Source organism: Streptomyces sp. NPDC037389 (genome assembly GCF_040636475.1).
Taxonomy (GTDB): Bacteria; Actinomycetota; Actinomycetes; order Streptomycetales; family Streptomycetaceae; genus Streptomyces; species Streptomyces hesseae.
This window is the reverse complement of the sequence record NZ_JBEZUS010000029.1, coordinates 1-19446: the sequence shown is the minus strand read 5'-3', so window position 1 is coordinate 19446 and position 19446 is coordinate 1. Positions and strand designations below refer to the sequence as shown.

17 protein-coding genes and 1 pseudogene are annotated in these 19446 nt (G+C 72.9%); 8 read left to right on the top strand and 10 right to left on the bottom strand.

Features of this window, described 5'->3' with window-relative positions; all coding sequences use genetic code 11:
• The first annotated feature begins 56 nt into the window (after window positions 1-56).
• The 4 genes from AB0E98_RS33140 to AB0E98_RS33125 all read left to right on the top strand — a co-directional run bounded on the left by AB0E98_RS33140 (window position 57) and on the right by AB0E98_RS33125 (window position 4893).
• Complete coding sequence (locus tag AB0E98_RS33140) at window positions 57-755, top strand: pyridoxamine 5'-phosphate oxidase family protein (RefSeq protein WP_361710114.1); 699 nt, start codon at window positions 57-59, stop codon at window positions 753-755.
• A gap of 102 nt (window positions 756-857) precedes the next feature.
• The gene (locus AB0E98_RS33135) at window positions 858-2237 is read left to right on the top strand and encodes a diaminobutyrate--2-oxoglutarate transaminase family protein (protein WP_361710111.1); all 1380 of its coding nucleotides are present in this window, start codon (window positions 858-860) and stop codon (window positions 2235-2237) included.
• Window positions 2234-3850, top strand: coding sequence for a pyridoxal-dependent decarboxylase (locus AB0E98_RS33130; RefSeq protein WP_361710108.1), 1617 nt, complete (start codon window positions 2234-2236; stop codon window positions 3848-3850). Before AB0E98_RS33135 ends, AB0E98_RS33130 begins: the two co-directional genes overlap by 4 nt.
• A gap of 92 nt (window positions 3851-3942) precedes the next feature.
• Window positions 3943-4893: an alpha/beta fold hydrolase gene (locus tag AB0E98_RS33125; RefSeq protein ID WP_361710105.1), complete on the top strand. Its 951-nt coding sequence runs from the start codon at window positions 3943-3945 to the stop codon at window positions 4891-4893.
• 25 nt (window positions 4894-4918) lie between these two features.
• Here the strand turns inward: AB0E98_RS33125 and AB0E98_RS33120 are convergent, their stop codons facing one another.
• The 7 genes and pseudogenes from AB0E98_RS33120 to AB0E98_RS33090 form a co-directional block, all read right to left on the bottom strand.
• Window positions 4919-5515 carry an HD domain-containing protein gene (locus AB0E98_RS33120; RefSeq protein ID WP_361710103.1) on the bottom strand — a complete coding sequence of 199 codons (597 nt, stop codon included), beginning with the start codon at window positions 5513-5515 and terminating at the stop codon, window positions 4919-4921.
• Between the two features lie 34 nt (window positions 5516-5549).
• Window positions 5550-6434: an NAD(P)-binding domain-containing protein gene (locus AB0E98_RS33115; RefSeq protein ID WP_361710100.1), complete on the bottom strand. Its 885-nt coding sequence runs from the start codon at window positions 6432-6434 to the stop codon at window positions 5550-5552.
• A 158-nt stretch (window positions 6435-6592) separates the two neighbouring features.
• Window positions 6593-8611 carry a transglycosylase domain-containing protein gene (locus tag AB0E98_RS33110; RefSeq protein WP_361710097.1) on the bottom strand — a complete coding sequence of 673 codons (2019 nt, stop codon included), beginning with the start codon at window positions 8609-8611 and terminating at the stop codon, window positions 6593-6595.
• Window positions 8612-8721: 110 nt separating this feature from the next.
• Entirely contained in the window at window positions 8722-9363 is a 642-nt protein-coding gene (locus AB0E98_RS33105; RefSeq protein WP_361710094.1) for a hypothetical protein, read from the bottom strand.
• On the bottom strand, window positions 9360-10160 hold the full coding sequence (locus AB0E98_RS33100; RefSeq protein WP_361710091.1) for a MerR family transcriptional regulator: 801 nt from the start codon (window positions 10158-10160) through the stop codon (window positions 9360-9362). The genes AB0E98_RS33105 and AB0E98_RS33100 overlap by 4 nt, the downstream gene beginning before the upstream one ends.
• A gap of 83 nt (window positions 10161-10243) precedes the next feature.
• Complete coding sequence (locus tag AB0E98_RS33095) at window positions 10244-10903, bottom strand: zinc ribbon domain-containing protein (RefSeq protein ID WP_361710088.1); 660 nt, start codon at window positions 10901-10903, stop codon at window positions 10244-10246.
• A 123-nt stretch (window positions 10904-11026) separates the two neighbouring features.
• Window positions 11027-11692: pseudogene (locus tag AB0E98_RS33090) on the bottom strand (NAD(P)-binding domain-containing protein); the annotation flags it as partial.
• A 279-nt stretch (window positions 11693-11971) separates the two neighbouring features.
• Here AB0E98_RS33090 and AB0E98_RS33085 point away from each other — a divergent pair.
• Window positions 11972-12643 (top strand): hypothetical protein, encoded by a 672-nt coding sequence (locus AB0E98_RS33085; protein ID WP_361710085.1) that lies wholly within the window; start codon window positions 11972-11974, stop codon window positions 12641-12643.
• A gap of 111 nt (window positions 12644-12754) precedes the next feature.
• On the opposite strand, the gene AB0E98_RS33080 is transcribed toward AB0E98_RS33085, so the two are convergent.
• Complete coding sequence (locus tag AB0E98_RS33080; protein WP_361710082.1) at window positions 12755-13873, bottom strand: hypothetical protein; 1119 nt, start codon at window positions 13871-13873, stop codon at window positions 12755-12757.
• A 150-nt stretch (window positions 13874-14023) separates the two neighbouring features.
• Window positions 14024-15229 (bottom strand): cytochrome P450, encoded by a 1206-nt coding sequence (locus AB0E98_RS33075; RefSeq protein ID WP_361710079.1) that lies wholly within the window; start codon window positions 15227-15229, stop codon window positions 14024-14026.
• Here AB0E98_RS33075 and AB0E98_RS33070 point away from each other — a divergent pair.
• The 3 genes from AB0E98_RS33070 to AB0E98_RS33060 all read left to right on the top strand — a co-directional run bounded on the left by AB0E98_RS33070 (window position 15110) and on the right by AB0E98_RS33060 (window position 18774).
• Entirely contained in the window at window positions 15110-16747 is a 1638-nt protein-coding gene (locus tag AB0E98_RS33070) for an aldehyde dehydrogenase family protein (RefSeq protein ID WP_361710076.1), read from the top strand. The two genes, AB0E98_RS33075 and AB0E98_RS33070, sit on opposite strands and share 120 nt — an antisense overlap.
• Before the next feature lie 72 nt (window positions 16748-16819).
• Window positions 16820-18010 (top strand): anhydro-N-acetylmuramic acid kinase, encoded by a 1191-nt coding sequence (locus tag AB0E98_RS33065; protein ID WP_361710073.1) that lies wholly within the window; start codon window positions 16820-16822, stop codon window positions 18008-18010.
• Between the two features lie 155 nt (window positions 18011-18165).
• The gene (locus AB0E98_RS33060) at window positions 18166-18774 is read left to right on the top strand and encodes a trimeric intracellular cation channel family protein (protein WP_361710071.1); all 609 of its coding nucleotides are present in this window, start codon (window positions 18166-18168) and stop codon (window positions 18772-18774) included.
• Between the two features lie 38 nt (window positions 18775-18812).
• On the opposite strand, the gene AB0E98_RS33055 is transcribed toward AB0E98_RS33060, so the two are convergent.
• Window positions 18813-19232: a hypothetical protein gene (locus AB0E98_RS33055; RefSeq protein ID WP_361710068.1), complete on the bottom strand. Its 420-nt coding sequence runs from the start codon at window positions 19230-19232 to the stop codon at window positions 18813-18815.
• Window positions 19233-19446: the final 214 nt, after the last annotated feature.

Genomic DNA, 19446 nt, shown 5'->3' with positions numbered 1-19446 from the left:
CTCTGGGCGAAGAGATCTCTTGCCAAAAGCCCGCAGGGCGGGCAGGCTGACGCATCGTGTTCGAACATGATCCAGATCAGGCCACCGCACTGCCCGACACCCTCGCCGTGACGGAACGCACCCGTCACCGACGCCTGCGGGAGCAGGGCAGCACGAGCCGGGCCGAACTCGACGCCGTTCTCGGGGCCGGATTCCTGTGCCACCTGGGCGTGGTGGTCGACGGCGTGCCCATGGTCGTACCCACCGTCTACGGCACGGACGGCACGACGCTCTACTTCCACGGCTCCGTCGCCAGCCGCAGCCTCGTCGCCTCGCCCGAGGCCGCCGTCTGCCTGACGGTCACTCACGTCGACGGACTGGTCCTGGCCCGTTCCGTCTTCGAGCACGGCGTCAACTACCGCAGCGCCATGGTCTACGGCGTGCCGAGGGTCGTGACCGACCCGGAGGAGAAGCTCGCCGGGCTGCGCTGCCTCACCGAGCACGTCACCCCCGGTCAGTGGGACTACGCCCGCCGGCCCAGCCGCAAGGAACTCGCCGCGACCGCCCTGCTCGCGCTGTCGTTGGACGAGGCCTCGGTGAAGGTCCGCACCGGCCCGCCCGACGACGGCGACGGCCCCGACGCCGAACTGGGCGTCTGGGCGGGCGTCCTGCCCCTCCGTCAGACCTGGGGCGCCCTTGAGGCCGACCCCGCCCTGGCCGAGGGCATAGCCGCCCCCGCCCACCTCGCCGATCGCGCCCACCGCCCCCTCGGCTGAGCCCTCCCCCTCGGCCCCTCCCTCCGCCCGGCTCCCACGGCCGCTCCGCAAGCGTCGGGCCCCACGTCTGCCCGGATCCACCGGATCCACAGGAGTTACGCGATGACCCTCGCCACCGGCAACGCCCTCGACGCCAAGGACGCCGTCCTGCGGCGGCAGCACAGCCGCGAGTCCTCCGCCCGCACCTACGCCCGTACCTTCCCGATCGTGCCGGTGCGCGCCGAAGGGATGACGGTGGAGGGCGCGGACGGACGGCGCTACCTGGACTGCCTCTCCGGCGCGGGCACGCTCGCGCTGGGCCACAACCACCCGGTCGTCCTGGAGGCGATCCGGCGGACCCTCGACAGCGGCGCCCCGCTGCACATGCTCGACCTCGCCACCGCGGACAAGGACGATTTCACCAGCGCCCTCTTCGAGAACCTGCCCAAGGGCTTCGGCGACCGCGCCCGGGTGCACTTCTGCGGCCCCGCCGGCACCGACGCCGTCGAGGCGGCCCTGAAGCTGATGCAGACCGCGACCGGCCGGCGCGGCCTCCTCGCCTTCACGGGCGCCTACCACGGGATGACCGCCGGCGCGCTGGCCGTGACCGGCAACGTCGCCGTGAAGGAACCTCTCCCCAGCGGCGGCGAGGTGACCCGCCTGCCCTACCCGTACGACTACCGCTGCCCCTTCGGCGTGGGCGGCGAGCGCGGCGCGGAACTGTCGGCCGCCTACGTCGAGCGCCTCCTCGACGACCCCGCGGGCGGGGTGCTGCCGCCCGCCGCGATGATCCTGGAGACCGTCCAGGGCGAGGGCGGCGTGGTCCCGGCCCCCGACGCGTGGATGCGCGAGATGCGGCGGATCACCGCCGAGCGCGGCATCCCGCTGGTCGTCGACGAGGTGCAGACCGGCGCCGGGCGCACGGGCGCGATGTGGGCCGTGGAACACAGCGGGATCGTCCCCGACGCGATGGTCCTCTCCAAGGCCATCGGCGGCAGCCTCCCGCTGGCCGTGGTCGTCTACCGCGAGGACTACGACGCCTGGCGGCCCGGCGCCCACACCGGCACCTTCCGCGGCAACACCCTCGCCATGGCCGCCGGCGCGGCCACCCTGCGCCACATAGCCGCCGAAGGCCTCGCCGAGCGCGCCGCGGTCGTCGGCGCCCGGATGACGGCCCGTCTGGAAGGCCTGCGCGCCGCGCTGCCGGTCATCGGCGACGTCCGGGGCCGCGGCCTGATGCTCGGCGTCGAACTCGTCGACCCCGGCGCCGAGCCCGACAGCTGCGGCGCCCGCCCGGCCGACCCCCACCTCGCCGCACGCGTCCGTGCCGCCTGCCTCAGCCGCGGCCTGATCGTCGAACTCGGCGGCCGGCACGACGCCGTGCTGCGCCTGCTGCCGCCGCTGACCATCACGGACGAGCAGGCCGAAGCGGTGCTGGACCGGCTGGCCGACGCCATCGAGGAAGCGGCGACGGGCACGGACGTCGCGGGAGGCCGGCTGTGACGCGCGCCATCCCCCACGACGGGTACGACGCCGACGCGCCGGCCCCCGCCCTGTCCGGCGGCGTCGCCGGCCCCGAGGCCCTGCGGCCGCTCCTCGACGCCGTCCTGGCCGGCCTCGCCGACGGCGCGGCACTGCGCGGCGGCCCACTGCCCGCGGGCGGCCCCGCCGGGGTCTCGGCCCTGGTCGCGGCGGCCCTCACCGGCGGAGACCGCCACCCGGCCGAAGGCCGTGGCCTGGCCGAAGGCCGCGTCGGCGAAGCGGCCGCGCCCGGCGACGTCCTCCGCCGGCTCACCACCCTGCTCACCCGGGGCAGCGCCGACCCCGCCGACCCCGCCTGTGCGGCCCATCTCCACTGCCCGCCGCTCGCCCTCGCGGTCGCCGCCGACCTCGCCGTCAGCGCCCTCAACCCCTCCCAGGACTCCTGGGACCAGGCACCCGCCTCGACCGAGCTCGAGACCGCCCTGGTGCGCGACCTCGCCGCCCTCGTCGGCTACGACCCGGCCACGGCCGCCGGGGTGATCACCTCCGGTGGCACCGAGTCCAACCTCATGGGCCTGATGCTCTCCCGCGACCACGCCCTGGGCCGGGCCGGCGGACACGCCACCGAACTCGCCGGACTGCCCCGCGACCTGACACCCCGGATCTTCGCCTCCGAGGTCGCCCACTTCTCCGTCCAGCGCGCGGCCGCCGTCCTCGGCCTGGGGGAGCGGGCCGTGACCGCCGTACCCGTCGACCACGACCTGCGCATGGACCCCGCCGCCCTGGACACGCTCCTGAAGGAGTCCGTCGGCCGGGGCGAGACCCCGGTGGCGATCGTCGCCACCGCCGGCACCACCGACACCGGCGGCATCGACCCCCTGCCGCGGATCGCCGACATCGCCGAACGGTACGGTGTCTGGCTCCACGTGGACGCCGCCTACGGCGGCGGGGCGCTGCTCTCCGACCGGCTCGCCCCCCTCCTGGCGGGCGTCGAACGCGCCGACTCCCTGTCCCTCGACTGGCACAAGCTCGGCTGGCAGCCGGCCCCCGCCGGAGTCTTCCTGGTCCGGCGCGCCGAGACCTACGCCCCGCTCGCCCGCCGCGCCGTCTACCTCAACCCGGCCGACGACGAGGAAGCGGGCTACCCCAGCCTCCTGGGCCTCTCCCTGCGCACCACGCGCCGCCCCGACGCCTTCAAGATCGCCGCGACCCTGGCCGCCCTGGGCCGCGCCGGACTGGGCCGGCTCGTGGACACCTGCCACGACCTCGCCCACCACGCCGCGGCCACGGTCGACGCCCACCCGCTGCTGGACCTCCACACGACCCCGGTCCTCACCACCGTGGTCTTCCGCTACCGGCCCGCCTCCGGCCTGCCCGCCGACGCGGACCGCCTCAACGCGGCGCTGCGCCGCCGTCTGCTGACGGAGGGCCGGGCGGTCGTCGGCCGCACCGAACTCCCCGGCCGGGGCCCGGGCCGCGTACGGCTCAAGCTCACCCTGCTCAACCCGCACACCACCCCCGCCCAGGTGGACGCCCTGCTGTCCGCCGTCGTGGCCGCCGGGCAGGCGGAGGAGCGCGAGGAAGCCGAACGAGTCGGTGAACCGGAGGGAGTCCTCGACGGGGTACCGGCCTAGCCCCGCCGCACAACCGTCCGGGCCGTCCCTCCGTCAGGTGCAATGCCCGCGCGCGCCGTTCAGCGTGCGGGGCATGAGGCCATTGTCCCTGTGTGCGGACGAAGAGACATGGGACGAGGACGGGCCGGTTCGTCCGGCTGGTGACGGCCGGAGTACTGGGAGCGGTGCTGACGTTCGCGTCGGCACCGCCCGCGGGGGCGGAACCGGCGGGGCCGACGCAGAGCGACTTCCTGGTCGCCCTGCTGTACTCCGTGGCTCATCCACGGGCCTTGCCCGCCGGGGCCAACGAGCCCGGGTGCCGGCCCGGCCCGCGCCACCCACGGCCGGTGGTGCTGGTCAACGGCACCCTGGAGAACGCCTACGCCAACTGGGCGCGGCTCGCCCCGCTGCTGCGGAGCGACGGCTACTGCGTCTTCGCCTTCAACTACGGAGGCGTCGACGGCAGCCCGTTCCAGCAACTGGGCCCCATGCGGACCTCGGCGCGCCAGTTGGCCGCTTTCGTGGACCACGTGCGCGCCGTGACCGGCGCCCCGCGCGTGGACCTGGTCGGCCATTCCCAGGGCGGACTGCTGCCGCTCTACTACATCAACCGCCTGCACGGCCGGGACAAGGTCCACCGCATGATCGGCGTCGAACCCGCGAGCCGGGGCGCGCGCGTGTACGGCCTGCTCACACTCCTCGGCCGGACCCCCGGCCTCGCCCAGGTCCTGGCCCTGCCCTGCGCCGCGTGCGTCGATCTCACCGCGGGCTCGGCGTTTCTGCGCGAGACCGCCGAAGGCGGCTACACCCGGCCGGAGGTGCGGTACACCACCATCATCTCCCGCACCGACGGCGTGGTCACGGTACCCGAGGCCCAACTGCCGCCCGCCGCCGACGTCACCAACATCGTGACGCAGGACGTATGCCCACAGGACCTCACCGACCACGTCCAAGCCGTCTACGACGACATCACCCTCCGCCTGGTCCGCAACGCCCTCGACCCGGCCGCCGCCGTACCGCCCCGCTGCCACATCGTGCTGCCACTCCTGCCCGCTCGGGGCTGACGGGCGCTGGGAATTCCGCGGGCGTTCATGTCCGGGCATGCCCGTAGTGCGCGCTGAGGGTCGCGAGATCCGGTTCGCCGAACCGGGCGCGGAGTTCGTGGAAGACGCCGACCTTGTCCTCGCCGAATCGCCGCACATGGACGGCGTAGGAATCGGCGGAGACGAACTTCGGCGGCGTGCTCTTCGTATGGAACTTGTCCGCGTACATCACCAGCTGTTCCTCGGCGCTCTCGGCCAGGTAGTCGGCGACGGGCAGGTCGAGTTTCTGGTGGTGGACGTCATGCCGGGAGATCCCGACCCCGGTGTGGCACGAACAGAACCGGCACAGCCGCTCCGGGAACCCCTCCCGGAGCAGGATCTCGTGCCCGAGCACACCGTGGCGGATGTAGCCGCGCGTATCGAGCCGGCCCGATTCGTCGAAGAGCCGGTAGACACCGATGTCGTGCAACAGCGCCCCCGCGCGCACAAGACCGGCGTCCAGCCGGGGACCGGTACTCGGAAGCAGCTGTTCCGCGATACGGGCGACGATCTCGCAATGGGTGTACACGAGTTCCAGCGCGGCCGGAGTCGGCGCGTACTTCTCGTGCAGCGCGCGTATCTCCCGCGCCGTGGGAATGACCATCCCGGCAGCCTAGCAATCGACAGGGCGCCTGAATTCAGCGATTGCCGCTCTTGCGGACGAACTCCACCAGCCGTGCGTAGCTGTCGTCGCCGTGGCCGGCCGCGACCGCGCGGCCCGTCAGTTCCTTGAGGAAATCCGGCAGACCCGGTTCAACACCGCGGAGTTCGCTCGCGTGGGCGAGGAGGTCCATCATCGAAAGGTGGAGGGTCAGGGGGAATTCACCCCCCGGATAGCGGCCCGCGTCGATCTGCGGGGCGTATGTGTTCATGAGGGCGCCGACGCTCTTCATCCAGCGGTTGACCACGTCCGTGAAGTCCGTCGCCGTCACCCCGCCACCGGGGCCCTCGGCGCCGATGAGCGCCACGCTGTGCAGCCAGCCCGTCAGCGTGGACCACAGCAGGCCCAGCAGCGCGCTGTCGTAGACGGACGGCAGGGCGGGGTCGGTGCCCAGGTGCACCGGGTGGCCCAGCGCGGCGAGCGTCTCACGGTGCTTGTCGAAGGCGGCGCGCGGGCCGCTGTAGAGCTGGAGGAAGTCCGGATCGCCGATGCCCGACGGCGTGGACATGAGCGCGCCTTCGAGATAGGCGATGCCGTGCCGCTTCGCCCAGGCGGCCGTCTCGCGCGCCTGCGGTGGCGAGCCGGAGGTGAGGTTGACGAGCGTGGAGCCCGCGAGGCCGGCGGCCAGTGGGCCGACGACGTCGTGGACCGCGTCGTACGCCGATACACAGATCACGACCAGCGGGCTCGCCGCCACGGCCTGGGAGGCCGACGGTGCCTCCACGGCGCCGCGCTCCGTCAGGGCGGCGGCCCTGCCCGCGGTCCGGTTCCATACGGTCGTGCGGTGGCCGGCCGCCGTAAAGGCCCCGGCCAGTGTCGCGCCCATCGCCCCCAGCCCGAGGACGGTCACCTTCGTTCCCACGATCCCCCCTATTACGTGGAGTCATATGAGAATGCAGAAAACTACCCCTGCGTAACCACCTTCACCCATTCTCCCCGCGCGGCGATTCATCTACCCATGCGGAATGGCAGGACGTACGGCACCGGGCGGCACACCGGTGCCGTCCGGTCCCGTCCTGCTCAGGAATTCTTCCCGGAATTCCTGGACGCCACGTACGAGCCCATGTAATCCGTCCAGATCCGGGCCGGGAAGACGCTTCCGCGCCGCGAGTCCGCCCCGCCCACATCCGCCATGGGCAGCAGCTGGGGCTCGTCCGGCTTCGTACGGAACATGGTCACCGCCGTGGACAGCTCCTCTGTGGAGCCGACGAACCACGCCGATCGGAGCCGGTCCTGGTCCCCGGTCCGGCCCGCAGCGAACGGGCCGATGCCACGGGCGGTGCGCTCGTCGACACCCTGCGCGTCCCCCACGCTCTGCTGCCCGGCCTCGCGCAGGGCGTCCACGACCTCGGCCGCCACCCCCTCGGGCAGCGCCCGGCGCGCCTTCGCCCTGCTCTCGAAGCCGCCGACGGACCGGCCGTCCTTCATCAGCTTGGTCACCGAGTACGGGTCGCTCTGGAGCCCGCGGTTGACGAAGGTGCCGTAGCCGGCCGCCACGCGGATCGCGCTGGGCGTGGAGGTGCCGATGGGGAAGGTGTCCTCCAGCGGGGCCATGCTGTCCCCCAGCAGCCCGGCGGCGACGGCGGTGTCCCGCACCCGCTCCAGCCCCACCTCCCGGCCCAGCCGGGTGTACGTGGCGTTGCCCCCGGAGGCCAGGGCCTGGCGGAGCGTGGGATGCGCGTCGTCGGGCCCCTGGGAGCCGGTGTCACCGGACGGTTGGACCAGTGTGCCGTCGTCGCCGTAGTGGCTGCCGGACGCCACGTCCCGCCGCTCGCCGTCCCGGGAGGAACGCGCGCCGTGCCGCAGGGCGGCGGCGAGGACGAACGGCTTGAAGGCGGACCCCGTCGGCACACCGGCGGTGTCGGCGTTGTTGACGAACCGCTTGGTGGCGTCCGGGCCCCCGTAGAGCGCGACCAGGGCGCCGTCCGTGGGCCGCACCGAGGCGGCGCCGACCTGGACGTGCGCGTCGGCGGATCGCTTCTTCGGGTCGATGTCCCGTTCCAGGACGCCCTCCACCGCCTTCGTCAGCTGACGCGTCCGGTCCTTGTCGAACGTGGTGTGGATCCGGTAGCCGCCGTGGGCGAGGTCCTGGTCGGTGAGGAGCGCGCGCTGCTTGATGTACTTGTTGACGACGTCCACGAGATAGCCGGTCTGCCCGCCCATGCTGGTGGACGTGGACCTCTTGAGCGGCTCGGGAAACGTCCGGTACCTCTCCCGCTCCTCCCGCGACATCAGACCGGTTGTGACCTGCCGGTCGAGGATCCACGCCCAGCGCTCCCGCGCCCGTTCGTGGTTCTTCGGCCCCGTGGACGGGTCGTACAGCTCGGCGCCCTTCAGGAGGGCGGCCAGCAGGGCGCTCTGACTGGGGTTCAGCTGCTTCGCGGGAATGCCGTAGTAGGCCTGGGAGGCCGCGTCGATCCCATAGGCGCCGCGCCCGAACCAACTGGTGTTGAGATAGCCCTGGAGGATCTCCTTCTTGCTCTTCGAGCGGTCCACCTTGAGCGAGATGACGAACTCCTTGACCTTGCGGGAGACGGTCTGCTCCTGCGTGAGGTAAGTGTTCTTCACATATTGCTGGGTGATGGTCGAACCGCCCTGGGTCTCCTGCCCCTGGACCGTACTGACCACGGCCCGCGCCAGGCCCTTGAAGGACACGCCGGAATCGCGGTAGAAGCTCTCGTTCTCGGCGGCGATCACCGCGTTCTGAGCGGAAGGCGGCACGTCCGACAGCCGGACGATGGTCCGGTTGAACGCGCCGAGACTCACCATCTGCGTACCGTCGGACCAGTAGTAGATGTTGGCCTCCTGACGGGCCGCCACGTTCTCGTCGGGGATGTCGACGCTCACATACACATAGGCGAACAGCCCGGCCGCCCCGCCCGCACCGAGCACGAACACGGCCGAGGTCTGCCGCCACGACGGCAACCAGCGCCGCACGCCGCGTCTGCCCCGGCGCGGATAGTCGACGAACCGCCGTCCGGCCGCCGCTCCCTCCTTCCTGCGACTGCGCGAACGAGACGTATGCCGGTGCTTGCTCAAGGGCCGGTCGCTCCTCGATGAGTTGGCTCATGCGGACGTCGGTGTGATCGGGGACAAAACTGTTTGTGATCACTGAGATGACGCTGAGCGATACCGGGTTGGCTGGGGTTTCATGAGCATTGTGTGACAGGAGGGGTGGAGGGAGGTGTACGGTTCCGGGCGCGAAGCGCGGCGACGGCGGCCGCCGGGTCCTCGGCGTACCAGCGGAAGACCCGGGCCGTAGCCGTCCCGCCCAGCGGCCGGACGAACGCGACCGGTTCCGTCAGCTCCACGGTGACGGTCGTCTGCCCGGCCACCGCGAGATCCGCGCCGCCGTCCGCGTCGACGGCCGCCATCCTGCTCTCGGGGAAGCGGCGCTCGGCGCGGACGGCGGCGATTTGCCGAGCGGGCACGCGGATGTCGAGCAACGCCCCGTAGCGCAGCCGGAGCGAGCCGTCGGCGCCGATGACATGTGGACGTACGACACAGGAGGCATGCAGGGCGACGAGGAAGCAGACGCCCCAGACGTCGAGGACGAGGGTGAGCGCGTGCGCCACCGGCCAGGGGATGAGGAACGCGAGGCCAACGGTCTCCACGACGGAGACGAAGAGGAAGCCGTACATGAGGGCCGCCTGCCCCGAGGCGTACGGCACGGCCATGTCCCCCTGGCGCACACCGTGCGGCCCGCGGCGCGTCAGCAAGCGAAGAAGGCAGGCGGTGAGAGCGGTCTCGTGGGAGGCGAGCCCGCGGAGGGCCGCCGGGAACCCGGTCATCGGTTCGGCTCCCACAGCAGCTCGATGGCGCGGCGGATCGCCGCCGCCTGGGCGGGCGCGTAGTCGGCGAAGAACGCCTTCGTGAACCCGTCGCTCGCGCCCTCCGGCGCCCGGTCGCCGGGCAGGGACATCGCCCGCAGCGTCTCGTCCGGCACACAGCCGGCGATGGCACGGGCCGTCTCCTCGACCCGGGGGTCGTCCTCGGGCGCCGCCGCAAGCTCGTCCAGCCGGGCGTAGACCGCGTACGCGCGGTCGAAGGCCTCCGGGTCGGCGCGCAGCGCAGCCGTCAGCCCGTCGAGCCGGCCGCGATCGCCGCCGGGGGAGCCGGTCTCCAGCAGGGCCAGCAGCTCGCGCTCCTTGGCCGCCATGGCGGGCTCCGGCCCGGGGAGCCGGGCGGAGGCCCGCGCCATGTCGTCGAACAGCTCGGCGAGCCCGGGGGAGACGGGCGCCTCGGCGGACAGCCGGCCCCCGTCCTCCACCTGCCGCAGCAACTGCGTCAGCCGGGCGCGCCGCTGCCTGACGGCGTCCTCCTGGCGCGCCAGATCCGCGTCGAGCTCGGCGAGCACCTCGGCGAGCTCCTTGTCCGCGTCCCCGGCGAGGACGTCGCGCACCTCGTCCAGGCTCAGCCCCAGCTCCGCGAGCCGGCGGACCCGGGCGAGCGCGACGGCGTCGCGCAGGGAGTACTCGCGGTAGCCGTTGGGCTGCCGTGGAGGCTCGGGCAGCAGGCCGATGCGATGGTAGTGCCGTACGGCGCGTGTGGTGATGCCGACGATGTCGGCGAGTTCTCCGATCCGCATGACACCAGGAGACACGTTGTCGCTGCGACAAGGTCAAGCGACGGCCCCGCCGGAGGGGCTGCCCCGACGCGGGGGCCGCCGCCCTACTGGCGCTGCCCGCACGTGGGGCAGAACGCCACACCGTCCGGCAGCGTGGCCCGGCAGCCCGTGCACGACGCCTGCTGCGCCAGCTCGTAGCCGCAGCCGGGGCAGAACCGGCCCCCGTGGGACTCGGCCCGGCAGCGGGGGCAGACCAGCTGGCGTGCCGTCTGCCCGTCCTCCGTCTTGCCCTGCCGCTGCCCCTCGTCGTACGCCTGCTGCGTCACCATGTCGTTGACGCCCCGCTGCCGGGCCGCCATCATCTCGCCCGCGGTGTCGGGGGCGCAGGTGAAGCAGAGGCCCTGCTCCTGGTGCCAGCAGCGGCCGCACACGTACGTGGCGCAGCGCGCGCAGCGGTTGAAGTGCCCCTGGGCCGCGCCGATCGCCCGTTGGAACGCCGCGTCGCGCGCGTTCCCCCACCCCGAGCCGGCCAGCCCCTCGGCGGCGCTGGTGACTCCCCACCACGCTCTGCCGAGCAGCCCCGACGCCGTTCCGATCCCCCGGTTGAGCCACCCGGCGAGCCGCCCGCCCCGATAGGGCTCGAAGGGGGAACGCCAGGTGTCGTGACAGCGCCAGCAGTAGAACTCGAACTGGAACCCCGATGCCGTGCCGTGCTGCTCGCACAGATCCCGGTAGTTGTTGGCGAAGTAGATCTCCGTGCTCACCGCGTACTCCCCCATGGACTGGACGGTGGGTCTTCTAGCCCCACGACGCCGGCCATGGCGTCGCCGGTTCTGCCAACCGGGCGCGCTTGACGGGGAATTGCCGTTCGAGGTGGTCAACCAGTGTTACGCCCGGAACGCCGCAGGCCGTTCCGGGGACGCCTCGGCGAGGGCCTTGGTGACGGCCTCGACGCCCTCGCGCAGTCCGTAGACGGGGGTGTCGGGCTGCTGGCGCCAGGAGTTGTCGATCCCGCCCGAGTCGACGGTGTCGAAGCCCAGCTCGTCGATGAGCGCGCGGACCGTCCGCTTGGCCGCCTCGTCGTCCCCGGCCACCGGGAGTGCGAGCCGCTCGGGGTCGCCCTCGGGGCGCGGCCCGTCGAGGATGTCCTGGGCGTACGTGCCGTTGAACGCCTTGATCACCGGGTGGCCCAGCTGCCGCTCGACCCAGCGGCTCTCGGCGAGGCCGTCCTCGATGGCGGCGATGAGGCCGTCACGCTCCTTGGGGTAGTAGTTGTTGGTGTCGATGACGACGAAGCCCTCCGCGGCCCCGTCGAAGAGGCCGGAGGGCAGGTCCGGGACGGCCTTCAGCGGAATGGTGACCACCACGACCTCCGCGCCGCGCGCGGCCTCGGTCACGGTGACGGGCGTGGCGCCCGTTTCCTCGGCGAGTTCGGTGAGGGTGTGCGGGCCGCGCGAGTTGGCCACGGACACCTCGTGGCCGAGAGCGGTGAGACGCCGCGTGAGGTTGCCGCCGATGTTGCCGGCGCCGATGATGCCGATCTTCATGGAGCGTCCTTCCGGAGTGGGCGACCGTGTGTCGCGTCAGCGGACAACTCCCTGAGCAGGGGGTCTATTCCGTCCCGTGTGCCAGTGATGTTTCAGCGGTGTGACATCTGCGGCCGGGAGCGCGCGCGTGCGCCCGCCGGGTGCTGGGGTGCGCCGTCCGCGCCTCCTGGCGACCCGGACGACCGCCGGGGTTGCCTGGGGGCGTCACGTCCCTTCGTGACGTCCCTTCGTGCGCGGTGAGATCCGGCGCAGAGAGCGGAGAGAAAGGAAAGGGGAGACGCGCTCGTGATCCATGTCAGCGAAACACTGATCACCCATTCGGTGGAGGACTTCCTGACCGCCGAGGAGATCGACCGGCTCAACAAGCTCGTGGACGCCCACCTCGACGAGGTGCCGTGGACGGTCGCGCGGGCTGCGCGCTACGAGGAGCTGTTCCCGGTGCCGGAGGTCCAGGACGTCCTGGCCGAGGCGGCCCGGCGCGCGCTGCCGGCCGTCCGCCGGGTCGCGCCGTCCCTGGCGGGCTGCACGTCGTGGGGGATGTACCAGGGGGCCGTGGGCGACCGGGTCCCGCCCCATCTGCACGGTGTGGACCGGCACGCGTTCGACGGGCCGCGCCGGGTCGCCCGGCTCGCCGTGGTCGTCCGCGCGGCGGACCGGGGCGGCGACTTCTTCGTCGACACCACCAGCTCCGCGAGCGTGTGGTGCGGCGGTGAGGCCGAGCCGCAGGAGACCGACTTCGCCGTGGGGATGCACTTCACCCGCCGCCCCGGGCCGGGGCACGGCGTGCAGGAGGCCGACTGGCTCGCCGGCACCCCGCGGGCCCGCTGGACGGTCGTCGCGCCCGTCGGCACCGCCGTGGTCTACGGGACGCAGCTCGTCCATGGTGTGACCCCGGTCGTCCGGGGCACCCTGCGCAAGTTCGTCACCAGCCTCACCGAGCCGGCCGATCACCGTTGACCCGGCTCCTGCCTGCCGGCCGGCAGGAGCCGGGTGGCCGGCGGAAGCCGGGTGGCCGGGGTGCGAGGGACTGCCGTCCGGCGGGGGATCCGGACGACAGTCCCCGTACGTTCAACGCCGCTCGTCCAGCAAGCGTTCAGCGGCCGGGATACCGGCCGGTCCGTCCGCGCCGGAACCCGTCGTGCCCGGGCACACGGGACGCGTGCGGGACCAGTACGAGCGGGTGGCGACCGCCAGCGCGACGCCATACACGGCGAAGGCCGTCAACCCGGTCCAGGCCACCAGCAGGGCGTCGTCGGCGGTGGGGAAGTCGCCGGGCCGTACGGGCAGGAGGCCGGCCGTGGCGAGGGAGACGTAGCCGACGCCGACGACACCGTAGGGCAGCAGCGTTCCGACGCCGATGAGCGCCGGGACGAGCGGCAGCCAGCGGGGGACGCGCCGGCCGGCGAGGAAGAGGGTCCAGCGGGGGAAGACCTGGCCCCAGGGCCGGATCAGCCCGAAGAGGAGGAAGACGCCGAGGGCGGCGAGCAGCGCGGTGCCGTCCACGCCCCAGGACTCCAGGGTGAGCCACAGGCCGGAGGCTCCGTTGCGTCTCGCGGCCGCGAGCATGTCGTCGTCGGTGATCCCGGCGAACGTACCGCCCGTCACCCAGGTCGTCTTCATCCACGCGTACGGGGCGAACGCCAGGCTGCCGGCCCAGGCGAAGGCGTGCACGCGGCGCGGCGCCGCGGAGGGCGCCGGCCCTGCCGTGCTCCGTGCCGTGTGCGGGAGGCCGCAGCGGGGGCAGCCTGCGGAGCCGTGCGCGTGGGCGGTGGCGGCGAGGAGGACCATGCCCACCAGGCCGAGGGCGTGGAGCACCGCGCGGGGGGTGCTGTCGACACCCTGGCCGAACAACAACCCCACCACGTCCATCAGCAGACCGAACGCCGAGAGCGCGGACAGTCCGCAGGCCGCCCACAGCAGCCTCCGCACGCCGGGCCGCCCCGGGTTCCGCAGCGCGCACACCACCGCGCCGGCCGCCAGCACGGACACCACCGTGACGTACCAGGACAGCCAGAGCGTCAGCCGGCCGTCGTCGCCGGACAGCAAGGCGCCCGTCGGCCCGCAGGCCAGCGCGAACGCGCCCTGTGCCACGGCCCACCCCAGGGCCGCTCGCCCCACCCAGTGCGGCCGGTCCCGCCACCGCTCGCCGAGCGAGCCCCTCTTCGTCGTCCACGCGCTGTCGGTCATGCCTCGAACGTCGCACGCGTGGCTTTCGCGCACGTCGTCCGCGTGAACGACCGGCCTCCGCCACGCGGCTGAAGCGTTCCGGCCCGCCGTCGGCCTCAGGTCGCCGGGCGTCGGGCGGGCCGGCGCCGAGGACGGGTGCGCCCCGGCCCGCTACCAGGCCACCGGGAGGCCGACCGGCCCCCGGATGACGACGTCGGTCTGCCAGCGCACCTCCTCCACCGGCACCCCCAGCCGCAGCCGGGGGAAGCGCGTGACCAGGTTCGACAGCAGAAGCTCCGCTTCCATGCGGGCGAGCATCGGCGCCACGCAGTAGTGCGGGCCGTGCCCGAAGGCCACGTGCTGCGGGCCCTGGCGCTCGAAGTCGATCCGGTCCGGATCGTCGTACGTCCGCTCGTCGCGGTTGGCGGCGACGTACGAGACGTAGACGAACTCGCCCGCCCGGATGAGGACTCCGCCGACCTCCACGTCCTCGGTGGCGACGCGTGGCTGCCCGATGGCGTGCTTGTGGGGCACCCAGCGCAGGAGCTCCTCGACGGCCTGGGGGACGAGGGACGGCCGCTCGCGCAGCCGGTCGGCCAGCCCTTCGTGGGTGAGCAGGGCGTACACCATGTTGGCGGCGTTGTTGCGGACGGCGTGCCAGCCGTTGAGCTGGAGCAGGGTGGCCAGCGCGAGGAGTTCCTCCTCGTCGATGCGGCCGGCGGCGACGGCGGCCGCCATCACGCTCATCAGGTCATCCCGGGGCTCGGCCCGGCGCAGGGCCGCGAGTGCGCGGAAGTAGTCGCGCGCGGACTCCTTGACCCGCTTCACCCGTGCCGCGGCGGCCTCGTCGTGGGCCCGGGTGAAGATGATCCGTGTCCACTCGCGCAAGAGCGGCCGGTCCACGGCGGGCACCCCGATCACCTCGCCGATGATCTCCAGCGGGAACGGCGAGACGACGTGATGGACGAGGTCGGCCGGCGGTCCCGCGCTCTCCAGGTCGTGGATGAGGCGATCCAGCAGTGCCTGGGCCGGGCCCCGCAGCCGGTCGACGGCGCGCTGGCTGAACGCCTGGGCGACCACGGCCCGTACGCGCGCGTGCTCCGGCGGGTCCGCGTAACTGATGGCGCGGTCCAGGGGGATGGTGTGCCGGGTCATCTTGGGGGCGGAGCGGCCCAGGATGTCGCGGCTGAAGCGGGGGTCGGAGGTGACGAACCGGACGTCGTCGTACCGGGTCACCAGCCAGCAGTCGCCGTCCCCGTGCGGCACCCGGATGCGCGAGACCGGTGCCCGCAGCAGGGACTCTCGGAGGAAGGGGTCGAAGTCGAGCGCCGGTATGTCGGCACAGTCGTAGACCCGGGAGCTCTCGCGGTCGGCCACGACGGCCTCCTTGCCTGGAGCCGCTTGTGTCAAAGCTACGCGGGGAGGGGCGAAGGGCAAGGGAGCGGACAAAAGGATGATTGTAGGAGCGGGGATTACTTGACAACTTTAAGTGTTGGTATTTACATCTATCCAGGTGGTTGCTTGAGGGCATCAAGCAATGCCCGGAACCCTCCCCGCACCCGAGAACGAGGCACCATGCACCAGCTCGCCCCCGAGTCGCCCGCCGACGCCGTCGCCCGGCTCCGCGCCACCTTCCGCACGGGCCGCACCAAGCCCATGAGCTGGCGCGTCACCCAGCTGCGCGGCCTGCGCGCCCTGCTCACAGAGCATCCCGCGGACCTCGTCGAAGCGCTCCACGAGGACCTGGGCAAGAGCTCCTACGAGGCCTTCCGCACCGAGATCGACTTCACCATCCGCGAGATCGACCACACCCTCGACCACCTCGACACCTGGCTGCGCCCCGAGCCGGCACCGGTACCGCCGCACCTCGCGGGGGCCACGGCGTGGACGCAGTACGACCCGCTGGGAGTCGTCCTGGTCATCGCCCCCTGGAACTACCCGGCCCAACTGCTGCTGACCCCCATGGTGGGCGCGCTGGCCGCGGGCAACGCGGTCGTCGCCAAGCCCAGCGAGCTGGCCCCGGCCACCTCCGCCGCCCTCGCCCGGCTGCTGCCGCGTTACGTCGACCCGGACGCGGTCGCCGTCGTCGAGGGCGGGGTCCCCGAGACCACGGCACTGCTGGCCGAGCGCTTCGACCACATCTTCTACACCGGCAACGGCACCGTCGGCCGCGTCGTCATGACCGCCGCCGCCCGGCACCTCACCCCGGTCACCCTCGAACTCGGCGGCAAGTCCCCCGTGTTCGTCGACCGCGACACCGACCTGGAGGCCGTCGCGGCCCGCCTCGCCTCCGGCAAGTTCCTCAACGCCGGCCAGACCTGCGTCGCACCCGACTACGTCCTCACCGACCCGGACACCGCCCGCGCGCTCGAACCCGCCCTGACCCGGGCCGTCGAGGCGCTGTACGGCACCGACCCGGCCACGTCGGAGCGGTACGGGCGCATAGTCAACGAGCGCCACTTCGACCGCCTGACCGCCCTCCTCGGCTCCGGCCGCGTGGTGACCGGCGGCGACGCCGACCGCGCCACGAAGTACCTGGCGCCGACGGTCCTGGCCGACGTCGACCCCGGCTCGCCGGTCATGAGCGAGGAGATCTTCGGGCCCGTCCTCCCCGTCGTCACGGTCCCCGGCCTGGACGAGGCCATCGCCTTCATCAACGACCGCGACAAGCCGCTGGCGCTGTACGCCTTCACCGAATCCGACGAGACGCGGCGGCGCCTGGCGTCCGAGACCTCCTCCGGCGGCCTCGGGTTCGGCCTGCCCGTCGCCCACCTCACGGTCTCCGACCTGCCGTTCGGCGGCGTCGGCGGGAGCGGCATGGGCAACTACCACGGCCGCTACTCGATCGAGACGTTCAGCCACCGGAAAGCGGTGCTGGAGAAGCCGCTGGGCTGAGGAATCCGCTGCCCGAAGGGCAGGCTTGGGGGCGGAGCCCGGGCCCTGACCCCGGGCCCGGGGGAGGTCGTCATGAGGGTGATCGGCCTGATGTCGGGCACGTCGTACGACGCCGTCGACGCGGCGGCCGCCGACCTGCGCGTCGAGGCCGGCACCCTGAGCCTGACCCCGCTCGGCCTGATCAGCCAGGCCTACGACACCCGGCTCCGCGACGAACTCGCCGCCGCGCTGCCCCCGGCGGCCACGACGCTGGAGACCGTGTGCCGCCTGGACACCCGGATCGGCCAGGCGTTCGCCGAGCTCGCCGCGCGGGCCGACCGCGAGCTGTGCGACGGCCGGGCGGACCTCGTCGCCTCCCACGGGCAGACCGTCTTTCACTGGGCGGACGGCGGGCGTGTCCACGGCTCGCTCCAGATCGGGCAGCCCGCCTGGATCGCCGAGCGCACCGGACGCCCCGTCGTCTCGGACTTCCGCCCCCGGGACATCGCGGCCGGCGGGCAGGGCGCCCCGCTGGTCGCCGCCATGGACGTCATGTGGCTGCGCGACAGGCCGGGACACCCCGTCGCCCTCAACCTCGGCGGCATCGCCAACATCACCGTCCCCGGCGACGACGGCCGCGAGCCCCTCGCGTACGACACCGGGCCCGCCAACGCCCTCGTCGACGCGGCCGTACGGCACCTCACCGGCGGCCGCCTGGACATCGACGCGGAAGGCGCCATGGCCGCCCGGGGCACCGTCCACCGGCCGCTCCTCGACCGGCTGCTCGCCGAGCCGTACTACGCCCGCCCCGCACCCAAGACCACCGGCAAGGAGCTCTTCCACGAGGGCCACCTCCTGGCCGCCCTCGACGGGCTCGCCCTCCCCGCCGACGACGTCGTGGCCACCGTCACCGCGCTCACCGCGCACACCGTGGCCGACGCCGTCCGCTCCCACGCCGGCACCGAAGTCATCGCCTCCGGCGGCGGCACCCGCAACCCGACACTGATGCGGATGCTCGCCGCCGCACTGCCCGGCATCCCCGTACGCACCTCCGACGCCCTGGGCCTGCCGGCGGCGGCCAAGGAGGCGTACGCCTTCGCCGTCCTCGGCTTCCTGACCTTGCACAGCCTGGCCGGCACGGTGCCCGCCTGCACGGGCGCCCGGCACGCCGCCGTCCTCGGCTCGCTCACCCCCGGGGCCGGACCCCTGCGGCTGCCCACTCCGGTGCCGGGCGGGGCGCCCACCCGGCTGCGGGTCGGGCAAGACCGGCCGTTCGGCCGGTGACCGGCCCGCCGGGACCGTTCTTCCGGCCGAGGCGGTGACGGCCGGACGGCCGAGGCGGCGGGGGAGCGGCCGGTGGTTGGCTGGGGTGGTTGTCCGGCGGGCCGACGGCGCCCCTGCCTGTCTCGCGGATCCCGCGACATGGAGTGGAGGCAGCGGTGCTGCACGTGTTCTACCTGGTCGGCATCGCCGCCTTCGCGGCCAGCGGCGTCCTGGCCGCCCACGAGGCCCGGCTGGACCCCTTCGGCGGGCTCGTCCTGGCCTTCGCCGCGTCCATCTCCGGCGGCACCCTGCGCGATCTGATCCTCGGCCGGCACCCGCTGTACTGGACCCATGACTGGGTCCTGCTGGCCGTCATCGCGTCCGTCGCGGTGATCACCATGCTCTTCCTCCGCCGCCGCGAGCTGCCGCGCCGCGCCCTGATGACCGTGGACGCGGTGGGCCTGGCCGTCGTCACGGTGATCGGCGCGCGGGCCGCCGTCGACGCGGGTGTCACCCCGCTCGCCGTCGTCATGCTGGCCGTCCTGACCGGGGTGACCGGAGAGGTCGTCCGCGATCTGTTGTGCGGCCAGTTCCCGCCCGTCCTGCTGCGCGAGGAGATCTACGCGACCGCGGCGGTCGCCGGCGCCTGCTGCTACCTGCTCCTCCACCGGGCCGGAGCGGGAGCGGCCGCCACCGTCGTGGTGCCCGCCGCGCTGGTCTTCACCGTGCGCATGGCCGCCCTGCACTTCGGCCTCCATCTGCCCCGGCTCGCCCGCCCCCGCTGACCTGGGCGAGAGCGGGAAAACCAGGAGCGCCTGCCCGGTCAGCCGGGTGGCGAGTCCTCGGGCCGGACGACGCACAGCCCCCAGATGACGAAGGCGCAAATGGCGATCACCACGACCGACCAGAGCGGGTAATAGGGAATGGACAGGAAATTGGCGAGGATCAGCAGCGCCGCGACGGCGATGCCGAGGATCCTGGCCCAGAGCGACACCTTGAACAGGCCGACGCCCACCATGATGGCGAGAATTCCCAGGAACAGATGGATCCAGCCCCAGCTCGTCAGATTGAACTTGAAGACGTAATGGGGAGTGGAGACGAAGACACCGTCATGGACGATTCCCATGATGCCCCGGAAGAGATCCAGGAATCCCACGATCAGCATCATTACGGCGGCGAAGACGGTCAGCCCTTCGGCCGCTGCTTTGGAGCTGTCGCTACGGGGACCGAGGGTGGATGACATACGCCCACCTCCTTCCTGTCCATCGTCATCCGGGCACGGAAGTGTCGCTACGCGGGGCGGGAATCGCCGTTCACGTGCTGTGCGGGGACGGATGCGGTGGGTGGGTGAACGGGGCGCCGGATGTGAGGCGTCCCATGAGAGGTGGGTCACTTACGAAGGGGGGTAGTGGGGTGGCACCCTGCCGGTGGGGGCATTTCGGGCATTTTGGTTGTGG